Source organism: Geobacillus thermodenitrificans subsp. thermodenitrificans DSM 465, from assembly GCF_000496575.1.
Taxonomy (GTDB): Bacteria; Bacillota; Bacilli; order Bacillales; family Anoxybacillaceae; genus Geobacillus; species Geobacillus thermodenitrificans.
Genome location: NZ_AYKT01000008.1, coordinates 30,726 through 50,602, shown reverse-complemented (window position 1 = coordinate 50,602; position 19,877 = coordinate 30,726). Strand labels below are relative to the sequence as shown.

Genomic DNA, 19,877 nt, shown 5'->3' with positions numbered 1-19,877 from the left:
CTTATTGTCCATAGTAAGCGTTTACACCATGCTTGCGTAAATAATGACGGTCAAGCAGCGACTGGCTGATCGGCTGTGCATTTGGATTGAGCATGTACGTTCTTGCCGCCATTTTCGCCACTTCTTCCAAAACAACGGCATTGTGGACTGCGTTTGCTGGGTCTTTTCCCCAGGCAAATGGTCCATGGCCATGCACCAAAACGCCTGGCACTTGCAACGGGTCGAGGAAGTGGAACGTTTCGGTGATCACTTTGCCGGTTTCGAGTTCATATTCCCCTTGAATTTCCTCATTGGTCATCGGCCGAGTGCACGGGATTTCGCCATAAAAATAGTCGGCATGCGTCGTCCCCAACGGAGGAATCCCTTTCCCGGCCTGCGCCCAAACAGTCGCCCAAGTCGAATGGGTATGCACAATTCCTCCGATTCCCGGAAATTGTTTATACAGCCAGAGATGGGTCGGAGTGTCCGATGACGGTTTCCACTCTCCTTCCACCACCTCGCCGTCTAAATTCACGACCACCATATCTTCCGCAGTCAGTCTGTCATACGCCAACCCACTTGGCTTAATGACAACCAACCCGCGCTCCCGGTCAATCCCGCTCACATTTCCCCATGTAAATGTCACAAGGCGGTATTGTGGGAGCTGCAGGTTGGCCTCAAATACAGCCCGTTTCAGCTCCTCAAGCATAACCCCCACTCCCTATAAAAGTCTCTTCACCTCCATTATAATTTTGTACGTACAATTTTTCCATACTTTTTTCTGTATTTTGGACATATTTTTATATTTCTTTAGTAGAGTTCCGGACAATTAACTCAGGTTTATAAATAATATCCCTGATCGTTTCAGCCGTTGGCTGTTCGATCATTTGAATAAGCAGTTGCGCTGCTTCGATCCCCATTTCCATTTTTGGATGACGGATCGTCGTCAACTTCACTTCCGTCGCTGTCGCAAACGTCGAGTCATCAAACCCGACGATCGAAAGGTCATCAGGAACGGATAATCCTTGTTGACGAATCACCTCAAGAAGTAAAATCGCCAGCTCATCGTTATAGCAGACAAAGGCAGTTGGTCGCTCCCCTTTTGGGCGTTGCAAAAACTGTCTTGCCACCTCAAGCGGTTTTGTCATTTTCTCCTCTGTTGCATAAGAAAGAAGATAGTCTGTTGCAACAGGCATCTCGTGCTGCTGGTGAGCGCGAATAAAGCCGCGCAAACGGTCCACTCCTTGCAAATCGTCGGTTTTAAAGAAACCAGCAATCCGGCGGTGCCCTAAACGAATAAGATGATCGGTCAATAAAAATCCGCCCTGCTCATCATCCATTTTCACGCATGGACAGCTCACTTCCAAATAGCGAGCGTTAATCATGACATACGGAATATGGAGGTTATTGAGCGACAAGTAGTAGCCTAGGTTCGGATTCCCTTGTGCACTTTTGGTTGGCTCGATGATCAACCCACTTAATGGTTCTCGAATCATCTCCTCAAGCTGCTCTTTCTCTCGCTGTTTATCATTATTCGTACTGGCCAGCAAAAGACGGTATCCCTTTTCCCGCAGCGTCTCCTCCGCCCCGCGGACAATATGCGGAAAAATATAGTCGGAAATATAAGTAGTGATGATCCCAATGGTTTTCGTATCCACTTGTTCTTTTGACTTCGGCCGGGACACAAATGTGCCGCTCCCTTGAATTTTGTACAGCCACCCTTCCTTCTCGAGCTCCCCGAGCGCCTGCCGAACCGTATGACGACTTAACTGAAACTGGTTGGCGATTTCATGCTCGGTTGGAATTTTCTCATCCGGCTTCATTTTTCCAGACACGATCCAAGATAAAATTTCTTGCTTTAATTGCACATATTTTGGCACCATTTTCTCCTTCATAAGTCCACCTCAACGACAAAAATGAGATACAAATTAATTTTATTATAGCAATTCTCATTTGTTCGTATCTATTTTTAATAACAAAGGGCCAAGCAGATTGGCTTGACCCTTTGTTTTGCTTACGCAGCTTTGTTTTTGTTGTAAATATCAAAGGCAACAGCGGCAAGCAGAACAAGTCCTTTAATGGCTTGTTGCCAGTCGATGCCCAGTCCAAGTAAGGACATCCCGTTATTCATTACGCCCATGACAAGACCACCGATGATCGCCCCACCGATCGTACCGACGCCGCCATAAGCAGATGCACCTCCAATAAAGCATGCCGCGATGGCATCGAGTTCAAACAAATTTCCTGCTTTTGGCGTCGCTGCGTTGAGACGGGCAGCAAAAATTAGTCCGGACAAAGCGGCCAATACCCCCATATTCACAAACACCCAAAAAGTGACACGTTTTGTTTTAATCCCTGACAGTTGGGCTGCCTTTTCATTGCCGCCAATAGCATAAATGTGACGCCCAACGACCGTTCGATTAGCGACAAATGAATAAGCGATGATCAACGCAGCCAAAATAACTAAGATTGTCGGAATTCCTTCGTACGTCGCCAAAATATAAGAGAAGATCATAATAACGGCAACAATGACGGCCATTTTTATCCCAAACACCGGGGCAGGACTGACCGCAAAGCCGTATTTTTTTTGGCTGTTTCGTTTTCGCCATTCCAATGCGATAAATAAGACAGAAATCGCTAAACCGACCACAAGAGTGAAAAGATGAAGAGATCCCCCATTAAATAGATCCGGAAGAAACCCAGAACTAATATTTTGGAATGTTTTCGGAAACGGGGCGATTGATTGCCCCTCTAAAATGACCATCGTCAACCCACGAAACAGTAACATGCCTGCCAACGTCACAATAAACGCCGGGATTTTCACGTAGGCAACCCAAAATCCTTGCCATGCCCCAATCAAGGCTCCTAGCACTAAGCAAATGAGAACTGTCATCCAAACCGGTACATGATGTTGAACCATAAGAATGCCAGCCAAAGCCCCGACAAAGGCTGCCACCGATCCGACCGATAAGTCGATATGTCCAGTAATAATGACAAGCATCATTCCAACAGCCAACACTAAAATATAACTGTTTTGCAAGATTAAGTTCGTAATATTTAGCGGCCTTAATAAAATGCCTCCCGTTAATAATTGAAACAATAACATGATCAAGACGAGAGCGATCACCATGCTATAGCTTCTCATATTGCTTTTTATCATCTGTTTGAAAGTTAACCGTTCGTCCTTTGTTGACCGCTTTGAAAGTTGGTGTACTGTTTTTTGCATCGGTGCTTCCATCTTATACTCCCTCCCGAATAGCCGTTTTTGTCATTAGTCTCATTAATTTTTCCTGTGTCGCTTCTTCCCGTACAACTTCACCAGTGATGCGTCCTTCGCTCATCACGTAAATCCGGTCGCACATCCCGAGAATTTCTGGAAGCTCGGAAGAAATCATTAAAATGCCTTTCCCTGCATTCGCCAACTGATGAATGATCGTATAAATTTCATATTTCGCCCCTACATCAATTCCCCTTGTCGGTTCATCCAAAATCAAAATATCCGGTTCGGCAAAAATCCATTTACTTAAAACGACTTTTTGCTGATTTCCACCACTAAGCGCTTCCGCTTTTTGAAACACGCTTGGCGTTTTAATTTTGAATTGGTTACGGAATCGTTCCGATTCAATAATTTCCTTATTTTCATCGACCACAAAATGGTTCGAGATTTTTCCTAAGCGAGAAAGCGTAATATTTTTCCGAATGTCTTCCATTAAGATAAGGCCATTTCCTTTCCTGTCTTCGGTTACATAAGCGATCCCGTTGGCAATGGCTTTACTAACATCGCTTACATCGATTTTGGCCCCATTTTTCCATATCTCACCGCTGATTTTCTTTCCGTATGATCGACCAAAGATGCTCATGGCCAATTCAGTTCGACCTGCCCCCATGAGACCGGCGATTCCCACAATTTCTCCTCTGCGAATTGACAAATGAACATTATCAATTACTTTGCGTTCGGGATAAACAGGATGATGTACGGTCCAGTTTTTTACTTCAAATATAACTTCACCGATCTTCGGCGTTCTTGTCGGATAACGGTTCGTTAAATCACGCCCCACCATTCCGCGAATGATTCGATCCTCGGTCACTTCATCGCGCTTCATATCCAATGTTTCAATCGTTTTTCCATCCCGTAAAATCGTGATCGAATCGGCGACCTTGGCAATTTCATTCAACTTATGAGAAATAATAATGGCAGACAAACCTTGTTTTTTAAACTCTAAAAGCAAGTTTAATAAATTTTCACTGTCATCTTCATTCAATGCCGCCGTCGGCTCATCCAAAATAAGCAATTTTACTTCTTTGGATAATGCTTTCGCGATTTCCACCAATTGCTGTTTGCCGACTCCAAGTTGACCGACCAACGTGTGGGGGGATTCATCCAATCCAACTTTCTGCAACAGCTCTTTTGTTTGTGCAAACGTTTCGTTCCAGTTAATGACTCCTTTTTTCGCCCGTTCATTCCCTAAAAAAATGTTTTCAGCAATGGACAAATAGGGGATTAGGGCAAGCTCTTGATGGATGATGACAATCCCTAATTGCTCGCTCTGTTTAATATCTTTAAATTTGCATACTTCTCCTTTAAATAAAATTTCCCCGTCATACGTCCCATATGGATAAACGCCACTTAACACTTTCATCAATGTCGATTTTCCTGCCCCATTCTCCCCGCAAAGCGCATGAATTTCTCCTTCTCGCACCTTTAAATTCACATTATCAAGCGCTTTCACTCCGGGAAATTGTTTCGTAATCCCCCTCATTTCCAAAATAAATGCACACATACTCCCCCGCCTCCTCGTAAGAGAGCACGGATATAAGGGACAGCAGCCCTTATATCCGCTTTTTCTCTCAAGCTTATTTCAAATCTTCTTTTTTGTAATAGCCACTATCGACTAGCACTTTTTCATAATTCGATTGATCGACGGAAATCGGTTCCAACAAGTAAGACGGCACGACTTTTACCCCATTATCATATGTTTTGGTGTCGTTTACTTCCGGCTTTTTGTCCTTCAATACTGCATCAGCCATCTCAACAGCTTTTTTCGCCAATTCCCGCGTATCTTTAAATACCGTTTGTGTTTGTTCACCAGCAATAATCGATTTTATTGAAGCCAATTCCGCATCTTGTCCCGTGATTACCGGCATCGGTTTGCTCGCGGTCCCATAACCGACCCCTTTTAAGGAAGAAATGACCCCGATGCTAATACCGTCGTACGGAGACAGTACGGCATCAACACGAGCGTCCGTATAATGCGCGCTCAGCAAGTTATCCATACGCGCTTGAGCTGTCGCCCCATCCCAACGGAGTGTTGCAACTTGGTCGAATTTTGTTTGACCGCTTTTTACCACTAGCTTTCCTGAATCGATGTACGGTTTTAAAATCGACATGGCTCCATCAAAGAAGAAATAAGCGTTATTGTCATCTGGAGATCCAGCAAACAACTCAATATTGAACGGGCCTTTTCCTTCTTTAAGCCCAAGCTTTTGTTCAATGTATTGGCCTTGCAGCACACCAACTTTAAAGTTGTCGAATGTCGCATAGTAGTCCACATACTTGCTATTCTTGATTAAGCGGTCGTACGAAATCACCTTAATCCCTTGTTTATTCGCTTTTTCCAATACGTCGGTCAACGCTTCCCCATCAATCGGTGCAATGACTAACACGTTAACGCCTTTGGTGATCATATTTTCAATTTGAGATACCTGGTTTTCGACTACGTCTTCAGCATATTGCAAATCCGTCTTATAACCGAGCTTCTCAAACTCTTTCACCATACTTTCCCCATCACGCACCCATCGCTCCGATGACTTTGTTGGCATCGAAATACCGACAAACCCAGCGTTCTTTCCGCCACTCGTTCCGATGCCGCCACATGCAGACAACGCCAATACAAGGAACAGTAACGTTAGTGTAGATAAAAATCTTTTCATTTTTCCCCCTCCTAAAATTTGTACGTATATTTTCTTCGTGCTTTTACTATATCATTGATTAAATTGTACGTCTTTTTAATCAATTAACGATTTTTATAAAAATTTAACTTTATTGAAGCGTTTTCAAAAAAAGAAAGATGTCCCTACAAATTGGGACACCCTTTTTGATTACCATATGTAAACAATGAATCTTCCTTGAATCGATATCTAGTATGTCTGTGGAAGGCAGGCGGCTTTTGAGGTCAGCTCCCGCAAAATGAAAACGTGATCTGTTTTGGCTACTAGCTATGCCTCACGTTCTAGATGTATCTTCCGATATTGGTTTGGAGGCACTCCCATCGCTTTTTTAAAGGCCGTGCTAAAATAATGTTGTGTATCATAGCCGACTCGCTCGGCAATTTCGTGAATAGGTAGTTCCGTAGATAAAAGTAGCTCAACCGCCTTCGTCAGTCGAATTTTCGTCAATAAGTGAACAAAAGAAATGCCTAGCTCTTGCTTGATCATTCGGCTCAGGTAAATGGGAGAGACATTGAGAAATTGAGCAACCGACTCAAGTGTCAGTTCTGACTGGCTAAAATGTGTCTGTATATACTGTTTGGCGCGGCGGACAACCGGAGAAAGACGCTTTTCTTCCTCCATCTTCCTCTTACATTTTTCATACGCCGAAATCACCCCGGTCACCCCTCCCTCTACCATTTCCATATAAGCGCTAGCTCCAATGTACAAATATTGCTTTAATGCGGCTTCAATCCCCCTACGCTGTTCTTCACTAATCGGTGTCCAAACTATGACAACAACGAACCCATTTGAATCGCGAAAAACCAACATTTCGTGATTCACCAACAATTCAGACACGATGTTTTCTATCGCAAACAAAAGAATGTGTCGATCCCGATCGTTCATAATGGGTTGATTTTTAAACGAGAACCATTGAATGACAACAACTTGAACAGGACAAAATGATGGAAGGCCAAGCAAAGGCAACTGTCTCATCATTTCCTCTTCCGTCAATCTTCCTTCTACCCATTCGACTCCTAATTGCTGGCGAAGCAACCGGACATTTTTTTGTACTTGACTCGTTAATAGCTCTACATATCCTCTCTCCTGATGCTCACGTTCAAGTTTCTCTTTCACCTTCGCCACTACTTCGCGCAATTGCTTTGGGTCCGTTGGTTTTAACAAGTAATCATCCACCTGGAGACGGAGTGCTTCTTGCGCATATGAAAACTCATCGTAACCAGTAATCACGATCATATGGCAGTGCGGCAGCCTCTCTCGCACATGTTTCATAAGTGTCAGCCCGTCCATAATCGGCATGCTCAAATCTACAAATAATACGTGCACTTCATGCTTTATCGCTAATTCTAGCGCCTCTTCCCCATCTTCCGCTTCCGCGATCACTTCCATATTGAATTGATCCCAGTCGATCGATTCTCGAATTCCTTCACGAATAATCATCTCATCATCCGCAATTAGCACTTTCCACATTTCTTCGTCCCTCCTAAGAGAGGTTCATGATCATTGGATGCACAATCATCACGGTCGTTCCTTTCCCTTCTTCACTGTCAATATACAACCGATAAGACGGACCGAATGTTAATTGCAACCGAGCCTGTACATTGACCATTCCGTATCCTTTTATATTTCTCATCTTGCCTTCCTGATCTCCCGCTGTAAAGTCAATCGTTAGACTTTTCCGCAGCTCCTCAAGCCGCTCCCGGGACATTCCAATCCCATCATCTTTCACGCGAATATACATCGTTCCATCTCGCTCTTCTGCTTGAATCGAAATATGCCCCGGTCCTCTTCGCTGTTTAATGCCATGATAAATAGCATTTTCCACAATTGGCTGCAACAACAATTTTAACACATAGAACTGTTGCAAATGTTCAGGAATATCAAATGTGTAGTTTAACTTATCTTTATAACGAACTTTCTGAATGTGCAAGTAACTTTTTATATGTTCGATCTCCTCAGCGAAAAGAATCATGTTCCTTCCTTTGCTCAACCCGATGCGGAACAGCTTTGCCAGCGCACCCACCACTTCCGCTACATCATCCGCCCCTTTTTTTCGCGCCATCCACTGAATCGTATCTAACGTATTGTAAAGGAAATGCGGCTTAATCTGGGCCTGCAGCTCCCGCAACTCCGCTTCCCAACGCTGTCGCTCCTGCCATTCTGCCAAAGAAATAAAACGTTGCATTTGATCCAACATATGGTTGAAGCTTCGGCCTAATATCCCAATTTCATCCATACGTTCATCATGATAACGGACCGTTAAATCGCCTGCTTGCGCTTTTTTCATAAAAGCTGTTAGCTGGCTGATTGGGCGCGATAACGAAAAAGATAAGTAATACGAGGCGCCGAGCGCAATAAAACAAACGAAAAAGATGAAGCTGATGATATAAAAACGGATTTCCATCACTTCTAACGCCGATTCATTGCCAGAAAATACTCCGATAATCGTCCAATTGGTAAACGGGGAGCGTTGATAAATCAACTGGATATGTTGTCCGTTTATTTCTTTCGAAAACGTACCACTATTCCCTTGAACCCATCGCAGCGGAATTGTTCGAAGCGGCGATGGGCTTGGAGTATAAATACTCTCGCCTCGCTCATCTATCACTAGCAAATGTCCCCATTTCCCAAGACGGACGTTTTTTGTCGCTTCTGCAATGACTCGCAGCTTTAAATCAATAAGCACGACTCCCTTCACCTTTTGCGTCTCAGGCTCTAAAATCGCCCGTACTGCGGATACGACCTCTTCGCTTGAATAATTGGCATGGGAAAGGACATTTCGCCCACCAGGATGGCCAATCATTTTAAAAATCCCTTTATTTTTAACCGCCTCCTGATACCACGATTCCTCTGTCAACGGTTGCGAGGAGCGGCTGTACATTTCATTGCTAATATAATCGCCATATTGGTTGACAACCAAGATTCCAGCAATTTCAGGATATAACGTTGTAATCCCTTGCAAAAACTGACGAATCTCATACTCATCACTAGAGGTGGAGCGGTCGAAAAATGCTTTCGTCTCAGGATTAAATGCAATTAAATACGTAATATTTTGCATATTATTAACATAAAACTCTAATGTTCTATTGACTTGGCTAATTAACTGTAACGTATTTTCGTTAACTTGCCGCTCGATGATTCGGTCAACCGCCCAGCTCACTAGGCCTCCAAGCCCGAGAGCAGGGACAATCATAGAAATCAGCAACAAGGAAACAAACTTGTACCGTATCGGCCAATGACGAACTCGCCAACGTTTTCGTACTCCCAACATCGATCACTCATTTCTTCTTTATCTGGCATAAAAACGATCCACATTTTCTTTCGTAACAACCGTGATCCCTGTATCGACATACACCGGCAGAGGCAAATCCCCTGACCGCGAAGAAGACGTAAGGCGATGATGAAGTTGAAATAAAAACTGCAACGACCAGTATCCCATATTCCATGTTCCTTGCGCCAATGTCGCAGCAATGACACCCTTCTTCACCAAATCTAACGTTTGTTTTTCCGTATCAAAACTAATCAATTTTACATGCTTTTTATTCAACATCACAACGGCCTCGGCCATGCCAACTCCCCCATTCGCTTCCGTTGCGAAGATCCCCTGCACATCTGGGTAATCCTCTAAGATCTCTATCGCCGCCTGTTTGGAAGCCCTAACATCCCCTTTCCCATTTTTTACAGCCACCACATGCATTTGTGGGTATTTTTGATAAATTGTCTCGACAAACCCTCTTGTTCTCTCTTGGTGATTAAGCTGATAAGGCGAAGTAATGATCCCGACATTCCCTTTATTCCCCAACAGTTTCGCCATTTCATGAGCTGCTGTCACTCCAGCATTATAGTTATTCGTCCCTAAAAACGAAAACGCCTTGCTTCCCGAAGCATTCGAATCAAACAACACAACTGGAATTCCTTTCTCCACTGCCTTGTTGATCGTTTTCGTCAACGCTGTCGGATTAATCGCCGAAATAGCAATACCCGCCGGCTTCCTTGCGATCACCTGTTCTAGCACCGTCACTTGTTCATTGACATCATACTGTGTCGCTCCGCGATATTCTACAGAGACGTTCAACTCCTCGGCGGCGTCTTCAAACCCTTTGAGACAGCGCTTCCAATAATCCATTCCTGATTGGAAGGTGATCATGACGTATTTTTCGTTAGGTTGGCCTTGAAATGCCGTCTCTTCTTGGGAGGATAAACGAAGGTGAGAAATTTCGAAATGATAGCGATATATATAAAGAAGAAACAAACCAATCAAGCAGACATAAATAATTGCTAATTTTTTCATATTAACCCTCCCCCCTGCAATATTCTTAAATCTCTTTAATAAAAACTTTCATCAATCGAAACCAATGGGATGACGTATTATTCCCTAAGTATAGGTGACGTTTATTCTAAGTGCAATAGGGGAAGTGGAAGCGCTCCTTATTCATGTGTCATGTCTTAGCATCAAAATCCAAAACAAAAGGGGTGTCTCAAAAGCAGCGAGACACCCCTTTGTCACTACTATAAATATACAATATACGTATCAACAGATTCATAATTCTATATCTCTTGTTTCTCTGAGAAGGAGCAAACACCCTTTGTCGTGACTCCCTCTACTATCTTGTTATGCTTCAGGAATCCAGACAATCATTTGACCCGGCTGCCGGTTATCCCATACGTAATAAGGGATAGCTGTAAACTCGAACGGTTTGGCAGTAGGTGGAGTATTTCGATATAATCCTCCGTCCCAATCAGAATCGCTTGACCTGCTCTTTTTACCATTCCTCCGAGCAAACGCTCATCAAATTGTGCTTGTAGTATTGAAGTTCTCGGAAGGGAAATCGCATATAACGGTTCTGGGTTATCCGCCCCTTCTAGACATTGAACGCTCGCCCGCCTACGCTAACACCTAGAAGTGAGAGATTCTTGGGAACTTCCACCCTACGGCAGGCGGTTCACCAAACCACCCTGTGCGTCCCGCAGTTCAATAACTGCAAACGAAGCCCTTCCTGCAAAATATTTCGAGCAGCGTTGTGATCCCGGTCGCGTTCGACTCCGCAGTTTCGGCACGCCCTCGAACGGATGTTGAACGATTTCACCTCCACCTGCCAATGCCCGCAGCCACGAGCACCATTAACTCGATGAAAACGTGCAGCCGACACGGATCACCGTCCGCCCGTACCATTTCGCTATATATTCCACTCCCCTGAGCGATCGTCCCCCATGCGGAATCGGAAATGCGTTTGGCCAGTTTGCGATTCTTCTGCATGTTCGGCACGCACAAGTCCTCCATGCACACTACTTGATTTTCGCCGATCAAGCGGGTGGACAGTTTGTTCGGGGAATCGTTCCGGCAGTTGGTGATTTTCTCATGAAGCTTGGCCCCTTTTCAGCGGGCTTTGCGCCTGTTCGAACCGCTTGGCTTCCGGCGTGACAGCTTGTGCATCGTTCTTTTTACAATGAAAACAACACCCCTTCTTTTGCTTTCCCTACCGAACCGAATTCGCGAATTTTTTGTCTTACGGTCTGTTTTACTTCTTCTCTTCCTGCCCCAAGGTATTTTCTCGGATCATACAGGCCGTTATTCTCATTGAGTAAAGAACGAACTCCCCTAGTAAACGCCAATTGATTTTCCGTGTTGACGTTAATTTTAGCTGTTCCTAACGAAATGGCTCTGCGAATATCCTCCAAGGGGATTCCTGTTCCTCCATGCAGCACAAGCGGCACGCCAGTTAAGCGCTGGATTTGTTCCATTTGCGCAAATCCTAATTTCGGTTTCCCTTTATACGGACCGTGAACCGAACCTAATGCCGGTGCTAGGCAGTCGACTCCGGTTTCTTTGACTAACCGCTCACATTCTTCCGGAATGGCGTACATCGCTTCCGCTTCATCGACCACTACGTCATCCTCTTGTCCTCCGATTCTTCCGACCTCTGCTTCAACGGAGACACCAAAAAACCGAGCCGCCTCAACAACTTTTTTTGTCATCGAAATATTTTCTTCCAAAGGGAAATGGGAAGCATCAATCATCACGGATGTAAACCCAGCTTCCATCGCTTCGAGGCATTGCTCATAGGAGGAGCCGTGGTCTAAATGGAGAGCGACAGGTACAGTAATGCGGTATTCTTTCACGAGTTCTTTAACCATGGCCGCTGCCGTCCCAAGTCCACCAAGATGCCCGATATATCCCGGACTCACAGCCAAAATGACGGGTGCTTCCTCTTCTTCGGCCCCTAGGAGAATGGCTTGGGCGAATTCTAAGTTGTTCACGTTAAAATGGCCGACAGCATAGTTTCCCTGTAAAGCACATTGTAACATTTCCTTCATTGAGACAAGCGGCATTTCGATTCCCCTTTCTGTTTACACATTCGTGAAAAAGCATCAAGCGCCCTAAGGCGCCTGATCGTTTTTCCATCGCTCTTACCAGCGAGCAGTGAGCATTTTCTTACGTGTATAAAACTCCACACCGTCCATGCCGTTAGCGTGAAGATCGCCGTAGAACGAATTCTTCCACCCAGAGAACGGGAAGAAGGCCATCGGTGCTGGGACCCCTAAGTTGACCCCTAACATCCCGGCATCGATTTCATCACGGAACTTACGGACATTTCCGCCATCTCTTGTGTAAATGCATGCCCCGTTGGCAAATGGAGACTTGTTGGCCACTTCAATGGCTTCATCCAACGTGCTAACCCGCACAATCGAAAGAACAGGAGCAAAAATTTCATCTTTCCAAATCGTCATGTCGGTGGTGACTCGGTCAAAGATGGTCGGTCCGATAAAGTATCCCTCGCCTTGGACAGCAGCATCTTTTCGCCCGTCGCGCACTAAAATAGCTCCTTCTTTTTCTCCCAGTTCAATATAGTTGACCGTCCGTTGTTTATGAGCTTCGCGAATGACCGGGCCTAAAAAGACGCTCTCCTCCAATCCGTTGCCTATCTTAATTTCATTTGCGGCCGCTACTAATCTCTCAACTAATTCATCAGCAATGTCCCCAACCGCGACAACGACCGACGCCGCCATGCACCGCTCTCCAGCCGAGCCGAACGCCGCATTAATAATTTCACGGACAGCCACTTTCAAGTCTGCATCCGGCATGACAATCGAATGGTTTTTCGCTCCTGTCAACGCCTGAACGCGTTTGCCATGAGCCGCTGCTGTTTTGTACACATACTCGCCGACTGGTTGGGAACCGACGAACGAGATCGCCTTCACATCTGGATGCTCCAAAAGTCCGTTCACGACATCATGCGCCCCGTGAACGATGTTGAGTACTCCATCTGGAAGCCCGGCTTCTTTAAAAAGTTCAGCTAGACGATTGGCCAACATCGGTGTGCGTTCGGACGGTTTTAGGACGAACGTGTTTCCGCACGCAATCGCTAGCGGGAACATCCAGCAAGGCACCATCATTGGGAAGTTAAACGGCGTGATGCCCCCAACGACACCAATTGGATAACGGTACATTCCTGATTCAATGCCGGTCGCAATGCTAGGAAGTTGTCTTCCCATCATGAGCGTCGGCGCACCTGCCGCAAATTCTACGCATTCAATTCCGCGCTGAATTTCCCCATAGGCTTCGTTGTAGCTTTTGCCGTTTTCTAACGTCACCAACCGGGCCAGCTCTTCCCAATGTTCAACAAGCAACTGCTGGTATTTGAATAAGATTCGCGCCCGGCGCGGCACTGGCGTTTTGCTCCATGTCTTGAACGCTTCTTTTGCTGCCGCAACCGCACGATCCAAATCCTCGCGGGTCGAAATCGGAACGTAAGCGAGCACTTCGCCTGTCGCAGGGTTTGGAACCGCTTCTGTCTTCGCAGAACGAGATTCCACCCATTGCCCACCAATATAGTTTTTTAAAGTTTGTACTCCCGTTGTCATTGTCATGTTCGTCGATCCCCTTTCATTTATGATTTTGCAGCGGTCGAGCTGCTTTTATGTTGTTGAATGAACTGTTCAATTTGATCTAACGTCGGCATTGCATCGGAACAACTATGGCTCGAGATGACAATCGAAGCAGCAGCTGCACCATATTCCATCGCCTTTGGAATCGGCCATCCATTCATTAATCCGTAGATAAACCCAGCAGCGTAAGAATCGCCTGCTCCAAACGTTTTGACAATATTCGCCGGAAAAATCGTACCGACAAACGTTTCCCCTGTTTTCGTATAGGCGATCGATCCATCTTTGCCATGTTTAATGACGACGATTTTCGCGTGATAATCAAACCATTTTTGCGCCGTTTTCTCGTCATCATGCTGATGAACAGCAAACTGCTCCATCATGTCAAATTCTTCTCTCGTGCCGATGATCACGTCGCATTTTTCGGCGGCCAAGTTGTAATAAATCGCCGTTTCCTCTTTGGATTGCCACGTATAAGGGCGATAATCCAAATCGAAAAAGACAACGACTCCATGGCGTCTTGCATATTCCAACGCTAAAAACACCGCTTCTCTTGACGGGCTTTTCGCCAAAGCCGTCCCGGAAATCAATAAGCATTTTGCCTGCCGAATATAGTCTTCATGAATGTCGTTCGGTTCCAGTTTCAAATCAGCGACATTATCGCGATACATGAGGATGCTGCAGTCGGTCGGACTCTTAATCTCGGTGAACGCCAAGCCTGTTACACTGCCGGACTTGTCGGTAATGACATGGGATGTATCAATGCCATTGTTTTTTAAGTATTGAACGATAAATCGGCCCATTTGGTCGTCGGCCACTCGGCCGATAAACCCTGTTTTCATGCCAAGCCGGGCCATGCCGATGGCAATATTCGCCGGAGATCCGCCGACATATTTCGTAAACGTCACCGTTTCTTCCATCGGCCGGTGAATCTCATTGGCATTTAAATCGATGCATAGTCGGCCGACAGCGATAAAATCCAACGGTTTTTGCTCGTCAAATGGGAGTAAATTCATCGAACCGCCTCTTTCCTGTCGTCTTTTTAGATCGTTTCTACTTCTGTTTGGCCGCGAGTTTGCTTTCCATCACCCACTCATGGTCCGGATCATTGCGGAACTTCCACGTCCGTACGGGCCCGGCCATGACGTTTAAGTAATACCCCTCATAACCCGGGGGAGCCGAAACCGGGTGATAGCCTTTCGGCACCAAAACAACATCTCCGTTTTTCACGACCATCGTTTCATCAATGGAACGGTCATCAGTATAGACCCGTTGCACCATAAAACCATGGTCCGGATTGATTTGATGATAATACGTTTCCTCTAAATAAGATTCATGCGGCAAATTGTGTTGGTCATGTTTATGCGGTGGGTAACTCGACCAGTTTCCTTCCGGCGTAAATACCTCAACGACAAGCAAGCTGTCAGCCGGTTTAGACTCCGGAAGAATATTATGTATCCGCCGTTCAATGTTTCCCGCCCCGCGCATTTCCACTCCTACTTCGCTTGGCGGAATCAAACGGGCTGGATACGTTCCCTTCCCTGGCGCTAAACAAACGGCCAATTCCAAATCAGTCAATGCTTGAACTTCATAAACATCATTGGACGGGACATAGACGGAGTATGGCGGAATTTTCTCAAAAACATCCATTCTCAATCCAATATTTTCCCACCGTTCATGTCTTGTGTGTATGTTAGCTTTTCCTTTGAGAAGAACAAGGCAGGCTTCCTGATCGATCGTCTCTTTTCGCAATGTTTGTCCTTTTGTTAACGCATACACTTCAAATCCAACATACTCCCATCCCGCCGATTCCGGCGTTACGCGGACGACGTTCCCCTCTTCATTCGGCGAATGGCTGGAAATAATGAATCGGCTCATCATTTCATCTCCTTTATAAACCGCATGTTTCACGAATGTATTGGCGTGCCTTTAACGCATATTCAAACGGATTCGCTATGGCTGGATCCTGTTCTGCCTCTACAACAAACCATCCTTCATAGCCGGCGGCATCTAATGCTTCGAATACTGGTTTAAAATCAATCACACCATCGCCAGGCACAGTAAATACTCCAGCTTTCACCGCCTGCAAGAAGCTCATTTTTTCCTCGCGAACCTTATTCGCGACCTCGATTCGTACATCCTTGAGATGAACATGACGAATACGATTTATATGCTTATTTAGGACATGTAAATGATCCTCCCCTGAGAAGACAAGGTGGCCTGTATCATAAAGAAGTGACACCTTTTTTGGATCTGTTTCCTCCATTAAGCGGTCAATCTCCTCTGTGGTCTGAATACCCGTCCCCATATGATGGTGATAGACAATGTTCATTCCCTTTTCTGCAGCCAGATCACCGAGGCGATTTAACCCATCGATCAGTAGATCCCATTCCTCTTCCGTAAAAACTGGCTTTTTATCAAACAATGGTGTTTCCATTTGTCCTTGGATGCTGTTACCTTGTTCAGAAACAACAATGACTTTTGCGCCCATTTCATATAAAAAATCTCGGTGTGCTTTAAATGCTTCCGCTGTTTCCTCAAATGGTTTTGAGGTCAAAAAAGCGCTAAACCAAGCACTGGCGATACTTAAGCCCCGTAAGGATAAGGCCTTTTTCAAAATCTTTGTATCACGGGGATATTTATTGCCGACTTCACAACCAACAAAACCGGCGAGCGCCATTTCACTAATACACTGCTCAAATGTAATCTCACCCCCCAGCTCAGGCATATCATCATTCGTCCACCCAATTGGAGCAATACCAAGCTTCACTTTGTTTTCTTTGAACATATTCCCCTTCCCTCCGTTTTCTTCTAAGCTGCGGACAGAACTCTAACTCCCCCCTTTAATCCCTATTTGCAGCGCATGCTATATCAGTATTTGCGTGCTAGTTTAAGATTTTCTTGTTTATTTCGATAGGCAGCTTGAACACTTTCTTTTGTCGACACTTCTGCAACGCCAACGTGCCACCAAGATCCATAGCCATGTGTCATTGTTTTAGGCAGCACTTTAATATCGATGAGTGTGCTGATGGATTGCTTTTTGGAGTCGATAAGAGCCGTCTCAAGTTCTTCCATTGTACGGACAGAATATGTTTTTAGACCATAGCCCTCTGCCACTTTTGCATAATCAATCGTCATAATAGGCCCATCGAGTTGCCCGGTCTCCAGGTTCCGTTTACGGAATTCGGTAACAAAGCTGCCCATGCCATTTTCCATTTGCAAGTTGTTGATACATCCAAACCCAGAGTTATCAAACAAGATAATATTAATTTTCTGCCCTTCCTGCAGGCTTGTTACCAGTTCAGAGTGGAGCATTAAAAAGCTTCCATCTCCAACCATTGCATACACTTCTTTATCCGGTTCAGCAAGCTTGACACCAAACGCCCCAGCGATTTCGTAGCCCATGCAAGAATAACCATATTCCATATGATAGGTATTGCGGTCTTTGCACACCCACATTCGCTGCAAGTCACCAGGAAGGCTGCCCGAAGCCCCTACAATCACAGCGTCATCATCAATCAATTCATTGACTTTGCCAATTACGCCGGTTTGTGTCAATTCCGAACCAAACGCTTCTCTATATTCAGGCAGTTTTTCATCTAAGTGGCCAGCAATTTCCGGTGTAAAGTTTTCTCCATAGGCAACAGAGCAAAGACGTTCTAATTCTCTGTTCCATGCTTGCTTCGCTTCGGAAATCTCATTTCCATAAGCAGAAACATAATCTTCCAACGCTTCAGCTATGGCCTCAAGTCCAGCCTTTGCATCAGCAACTACCTTCACCGCGTCTAATTTCGACGCATGGAATTCTGAAACATTGATCGTTAAAATTTCCGCACTGCTGAACAACTGTTTAGAAGCAGTCGTAAAATCCGTGAAACGAGTACCGACTCCAATAATTAAATCCGCCTGTTTGGCAATGGTGTTAGCCGCTAAGTTCCCCGTCACCCCTATTCCTCCTAGATTAAGAGGGTGAGAGCTTTCAATCGTACCTTTTCCAGCTTGCGTTTCAGCAAACGGAATGTTGAACTTTTCTGCAAATTTCACGAAAGCGTCAGCTGCCTCTGAATAACGAACGCCACCACCTAAAACGAGCAACGGCTTTTTCTTGGAACGAATGAGTTTCACTGCATCTCGAACACTTTCGAGAGACGGTTGTCGACGTTCAATCCGATGGACACGCTTGGCAAAAAAGCTTTCAGGAAAATCCCATGCTTCTCCCTGAACATCTTGAGGAAGAGCGATGGTTACAGCACCTGTATCAGCGGGATTTGTCAAAACACGCATGGCATTCAACATGGCAGACATGAGTTGCTCCGGACGGCAAACACGATCCCAATACTTGCTAACTGCACGGAAAGCATCATTGGTAGATATAGACAAATCATGCGTGTGTTCAATTTGTTGTAAAACGGGATCAGGCTGACGAGTTGCAAATACATCACCAGGAAGCAAAAGTACTGGGATATTATTTGCCGTTGCTGTTGCGGCGGATGTGACCATATTCGCTGCACCAGGACCGACAGATGAAGTAGCGGCCATAATTTGCTTACGGTTTTTTTGTTTTGCAAATGCAATCGCCGCGTTAGCCATTCCCTGTTCATTTCGCCCTTGATATACTTCTAATTCCCCCGGATCTTCTTCAAGTGCTTGACCGAGACCAAGCACATTGCCATGACCAAAAATAGTAAAGATTCCTTTTACAAATCTTTGTTGTTTCCCATCAAACTCTACATATTGATTATTCAAAAATTTAACAAGAGCTTGTGCAGTGGTTAACCGAATGGTACTCACTATTTTCTAACCTCCTCTTCCATTGTCCGGAATATAGGTTCTCTACGAATCCGCTTTCACCAACAACGATTAGATAGCAGCTGCTGGATTAACTTCTTCTAGCTTCACCGGTACACCGGTTTCTAGCGATTTTTTCGCCGCTTCGGCAATCCGTTGTGCCTGCAACCCATCAAAACCACTGCAGATCACAGGTTCATTATGAAGGATAGCCTTTACAAACTCCGCTACCTCATGGATATAAGCCTGTGTATAACGTTCTAAGAAAAAGTACAACGGTTTATCTTTTAAAACATGTTCAGCAGTAGAAACCTCGACATTTGTAGGACGGTTATTGTCCGCTCGTGCAGCTCCTTTGCTTCCGAAAACCTCTAAGCGTTGATCGTATCCGTAAACAGCTTGGCGGCTATTGTCAATGACCCCAAGTGCTCCGTTGGCAAATTTCAACGTCACCACTGCTGTATCGATATCTCCCGCTTCCCCTATCGCTGGATCTACTAACACCGCTCCGTAAGCGGACACTTCTACGACTTCACTTCCCATAATGTAACGGGCCATATCAAAGTCGTGAATCATCATATCCATAAACAGTCCACCTGACGACTTTATGTAGTCAATACTTGGCGGTTCGGGATCTCTCGAGGTAATACGTAAAATATGCGGCTCGCCGATTGTTCCATTTTGGACAAGTTCCCGAATTTTACGGAAATTCGGGTCAAATCGACGATTAAATCCGACTTGAAGCTTTACTTGAGTTTTTTCAACTACCTCAAGCGCTTCTTTCGTTTCCTCCACCGTAAAGCTAACGGGTTTTTCACAAAAAATATGTTTTCCCGCTACAGCAGCCTCCTTAATAATGGTTGCATGCGTATTTGTTGGGGAGCAAATAAACACAGCATCAATTTCCGGGTCATTTAATATATCGCGGTAATCACTTGTTAATACTTCAACTTGCTTTTCCTTTGCCCATGAATCAAGGTGGTTAATCGCAACGTCTGAAACACTCTTTACACGAACTTGCGGGATTAATCGCAAATTGTCTACATGCAATTTCCCAATTCTCCCCGCACCGATTACCCCTACAGTCAATGCCATAGACTGATCCTCCTTTATAAAAGCGATTTCACAACCGGGGGTATTAGAGTTAAGCGCTTTCCTAACATTATTATACAACCTCTATACAGAATATCAAGTCAAATTCAAACTTTCTTAAAAATTCACCTCCAACTTCTCGTTCTTTTAAACAGATCGAGGGAGGGAACAAAGGGTAAGCGCTT

The 19,877-nt window shown here is 45.1% G+C and carries 18 protein-coding genes; all 18 read right to left on the bottom strand.

Annotated features, from left to right (window positions below; translation table 11 throughout):
- Position 1: 1 nt before the first annotated feature.
- The 18 genes from araD to iolG all read right to left on the bottom strand — a co-directional run bounded on the left by araD (position 2) and on the right by iolG (position 19,695).
- On the bottom strand, positions 2-688 hold the full coding sequence (gene araD, locus DSM465_RS0109560) for an L-ribulose-5-phosphate 4-epimerase (protein WP_029761235.1): 687 nt from the start codon (positions 686-688) through the stop codon (positions 2-4).
- 91 nt (positions 689-779) lie between these two features.
- Positions 780-1,874, bottom strand: coding sequence for a GntR family transcriptional regulator (locus DSM465_RS0109555; protein ID WP_011887526.1), 1,095 nt, complete (start codon positions 1,872-1,874; stop codon positions 780-782).
- 119 nt (positions 1,875-1,993) lie between these two features.
- The gene (mmsB, locus tag DSM465_RS0109550) at positions 1,994-3,217 is read right to left on the bottom strand and encodes a multiple monosaccharide ABC transporter permease (RefSeq protein ID WP_029761234.1); all 1,224 of its coding nucleotides are present in this window, start codon (positions 3,215-3,217) and stop codon (positions 1,994-1,996) included.
- 1 nt (position 3,218) lies between these two features.
- Positions 3,219-4,760 carry a multiple monosaccharide ABC transporter ATP-binding protein gene (gene mmsA, locus DSM465_RS0109545; RefSeq protein WP_011887528.1) on the bottom strand — a complete coding sequence of 514 codons (1,542 nt, stop codon included), beginning with the start codon at positions 4,758-4,760 and terminating at the stop codon, positions 3,219-3,221.
- A 73-nt stretch (positions 4,761-4,833) separates the two neighbouring features.
- A complete protein-coding gene (gene chvE / locus DSM465_RS0109540; RefSeq protein ID WP_008880038.1) occupies positions 4,834-5,910 on the bottom strand; it encodes a multiple monosaccharide ABC transporter substrate-binding protein in 1,077 nt (358 codons plus the stop codon).
- Between the two features lie 285 nt (positions 5,911-6,195).
- A complete protein-coding gene (locus tag DSM465_RS0109535; protein WP_029761233.1) occupies positions 6,196-7,398 on the bottom strand; it encodes a response regulator transcription factor in 1,203 nt (400 codons plus the stop codon).
- Between the two features lie 13 nt (positions 7,399-7,411).
- Positions 7,412-9,199 carry a cache domain-containing sensor histidine kinase gene (locus DSM465_RS0109530; protein ID WP_029761232.1) on the bottom strand — a complete coding sequence of 596 codons (1,788 nt, stop codon included), beginning with the start codon at positions 9,197-9,199 and terminating at the stop codon, positions 7,412-7,414.
- A gap of 18 nt (positions 9,200-9,217) precedes the next feature.
- Positions 9,218-10,219, bottom strand: coding sequence for a substrate-binding domain-containing protein (locus DSM465_RS0109525; RefSeq protein ID WP_008880034.1), 1,002 nt, complete (start codon positions 10,217-10,219; stop codon positions 9,218-9,220).
- Between the two features lie 321 nt (positions 10,220-10,540).
- Positions 10,541-10,606, bottom strand: a complete 66-nt coding sequence (locus DSM465_RS20265) for a hypothetical protein (protein WP_327992886.1) — start codon at positions 10,604-10,606, stop codon at positions 10,541-10,543.
- 265 nt (positions 10,607-10,871) lie between these two features.
- Positions 10,872-11,015, bottom strand: coding sequence for a transposase (locus DSM465_RS19860; RefSeq protein ID WP_230459219.1), 144 nt, complete (start codon positions 11,013-11,015; stop codon positions 10,872-10,874).
- Complete coding sequence (locus DSM465_RS19855; protein WP_029761231.1) at positions 11,012-11,194, bottom strand: hypothetical protein; 183 nt, start codon at positions 11,192-11,194, stop codon at positions 11,012-11,014. The genes DSM465_RS19860 and DSM465_RS19855 overlap by 4 nt, the downstream gene beginning before the upstream one ends.
- A gap of 176 nt (positions 11,195-11,370) precedes the next feature.
- Positions 11,371-12,258: a class II fructose-1,6-bisphosphate aldolase gene (gene fba / locus DSM465_RS0109515; protein ID WP_029761230.1), complete on the bottom strand. Its 888-nt coding sequence runs from the start codon at positions 12,256-12,258 to the stop codon at positions 11,371-11,373.
- 78 nt (positions 12,259-12,336) lie between these two features.
- Complete coding sequence (locus tag DSM465_RS0109510) at positions 12,337-13,797, bottom strand: CoA-acylating methylmalonate-semialdehyde dehydrogenase (RefSeq protein WP_008880031.1); 1,461 nt, start codon at positions 13,795-13,797, stop codon at positions 12,337-12,339.
- Positions 13,798-13,817: 20 nt separating this feature from the next.
- Entirely contained in the window at positions 13,818-14,828 is a 1,011-nt protein-coding gene (gene iolC, locus DSM465_RS0109505) for a 5-dehydro-2-deoxygluconokinase (protein WP_029761229.1), read from the bottom strand.
- 37 nt (positions 14,829-14,865) lie between these two features.
- On the bottom strand, positions 14,866-15,690 hold the full coding sequence (gene iolB, locus DSM465_RS0109500; RefSeq protein WP_011887533.1) for a 5-deoxy-glucuronate isomerase: 825 nt from the start codon (positions 15,688-15,690) through the stop codon (positions 14,866-14,868).
- Positions 15,691-15,703: 13 nt separating this feature from the next.
- Complete coding sequence (iolE, locus tag DSM465_RS0109495) at positions 15,704-16,600, bottom strand: myo-inosose-2 dehydratase (protein ID WP_008880028.1); 897 nt, start codon at positions 16,598-16,600, stop codon at positions 15,704-15,706.
- An 83-nt stretch (positions 16,601-16,683) separates the two neighbouring features.
- Positions 16,684-18,603: a 3D-(3,5/4)-trihydroxycyclohexane-1,2-dione acylhydrolase (decyclizing) gene (gene iolD / locus DSM465_RS0109490; protein ID WP_029761228.1), complete on the bottom strand. Its 1,920-nt coding sequence runs from the start codon at positions 18,601-18,603 to the stop codon at positions 16,684-16,686.
- A 69-nt stretch (positions 18,604-18,672) separates the two neighbouring features.
- Entirely contained in the window at positions 18,673-19,695 is a 1,023-nt protein-coding gene (gene iolG, locus DSM465_RS0109485; protein ID WP_029761227.1) for an inositol 2-dehydrogenase, read from the bottom strand.
- Positions 19,696-19,877: the final 182 nt, after the last annotated feature.

Bases quoted from the DNA above. Each gene is read 5' to 3' on its own strand.
- fba (WP_029761230.1), bottom strand. From the start codon at position 12,258: ATGCCGCTTGTCTCAATGAAGGAAATGTTACAATGTGCTTTACAGGGA.
- DSM465_RS0109510 (WP_008880031.1), bottom strand. From the start codon at position 13,797: ATGACAATGACAACGGGAGTACAAACTTTAAAAAACTATATTGGTGGG.
- iolC (WP_029761229.1), bottom strand. From the start codon at position 14,828: ATGAATTTACTCCCATTTGACGAGCAAAAACCGTTGGATTTTATCGCT.
- DSM465_RS0109525 (WP_008880034.1), bottom strand. From the start codon at position 10,219: ATGAAAAAATTAGCAATTATTTATGTCTGCTTGATTGGTTTGTTTCTT.
- DSM465_RS0109535 (WP_029761233.1), bottom strand. From the start codon at position 7,398: ATGTGGAAAGTGCTAATTGCGGATGATGAGATGATTATTCGTGAAGGA.
- iolB (WP_011887533.1), bottom strand. From the start codon at position 15,690: ATGAGCCGATTCATTATTTCCAGCCATTCGCCGAATGAAGAGGGGAAC.
- iolE (WP_008880028.1), bottom strand. From the start codon at position 16,600: ATGTTCAAAGAAAACAAAGTGAAGCTTGGTATTGCTCCAATTGGGTGG.
- DSM465_RS0109530 (WP_029761232.1), bottom strand. From the start codon at position 9,199: ATGTTGGGAGTACGAAAACGTTGGCGAGTTCGTCATTGGCCGATACGG.
- mmsA (WP_011887528.1), bottom strand. From the start codon at position 4,760: ATGTGTGCATTTATTTTGGAAATGAGGGGGATTACGAAACAATTTCCC.
- chvE (WP_008880038.1), bottom strand. From the start codon at position 5,910: ATGAAAAGATTTTTATCTACACTAACGTTACTGTTCCTTGTATTGGCG.
- mmsB (WP_029761234.1), bottom strand. From the start codon at position 3,217: ATGGAAGCACCGATGCAAAAAACAGTACACCAACTTTCAAAGCGGTCA.
- DSM465_RS0109555 (WP_011887526.1), bottom strand. From the start codon at position 1,874: ATGAAGGAGAAAATGGTGCCAAAATATGTGCAATTAAAGCAAGAAATT.
- araD (WP_029761235.1), bottom strand. From the start codon at position 688: ATGCTTGAGGAGCTGAAACGGGCTGTATTTGAGGCCAACCTGCAGCTC.
- iolG (WP_029761227.1), bottom strand. From the start codon at position 19,695: ATGGCATTGACTGTAGGGGTAATCGGTGCGGGGAGAATTGGGAAATTG.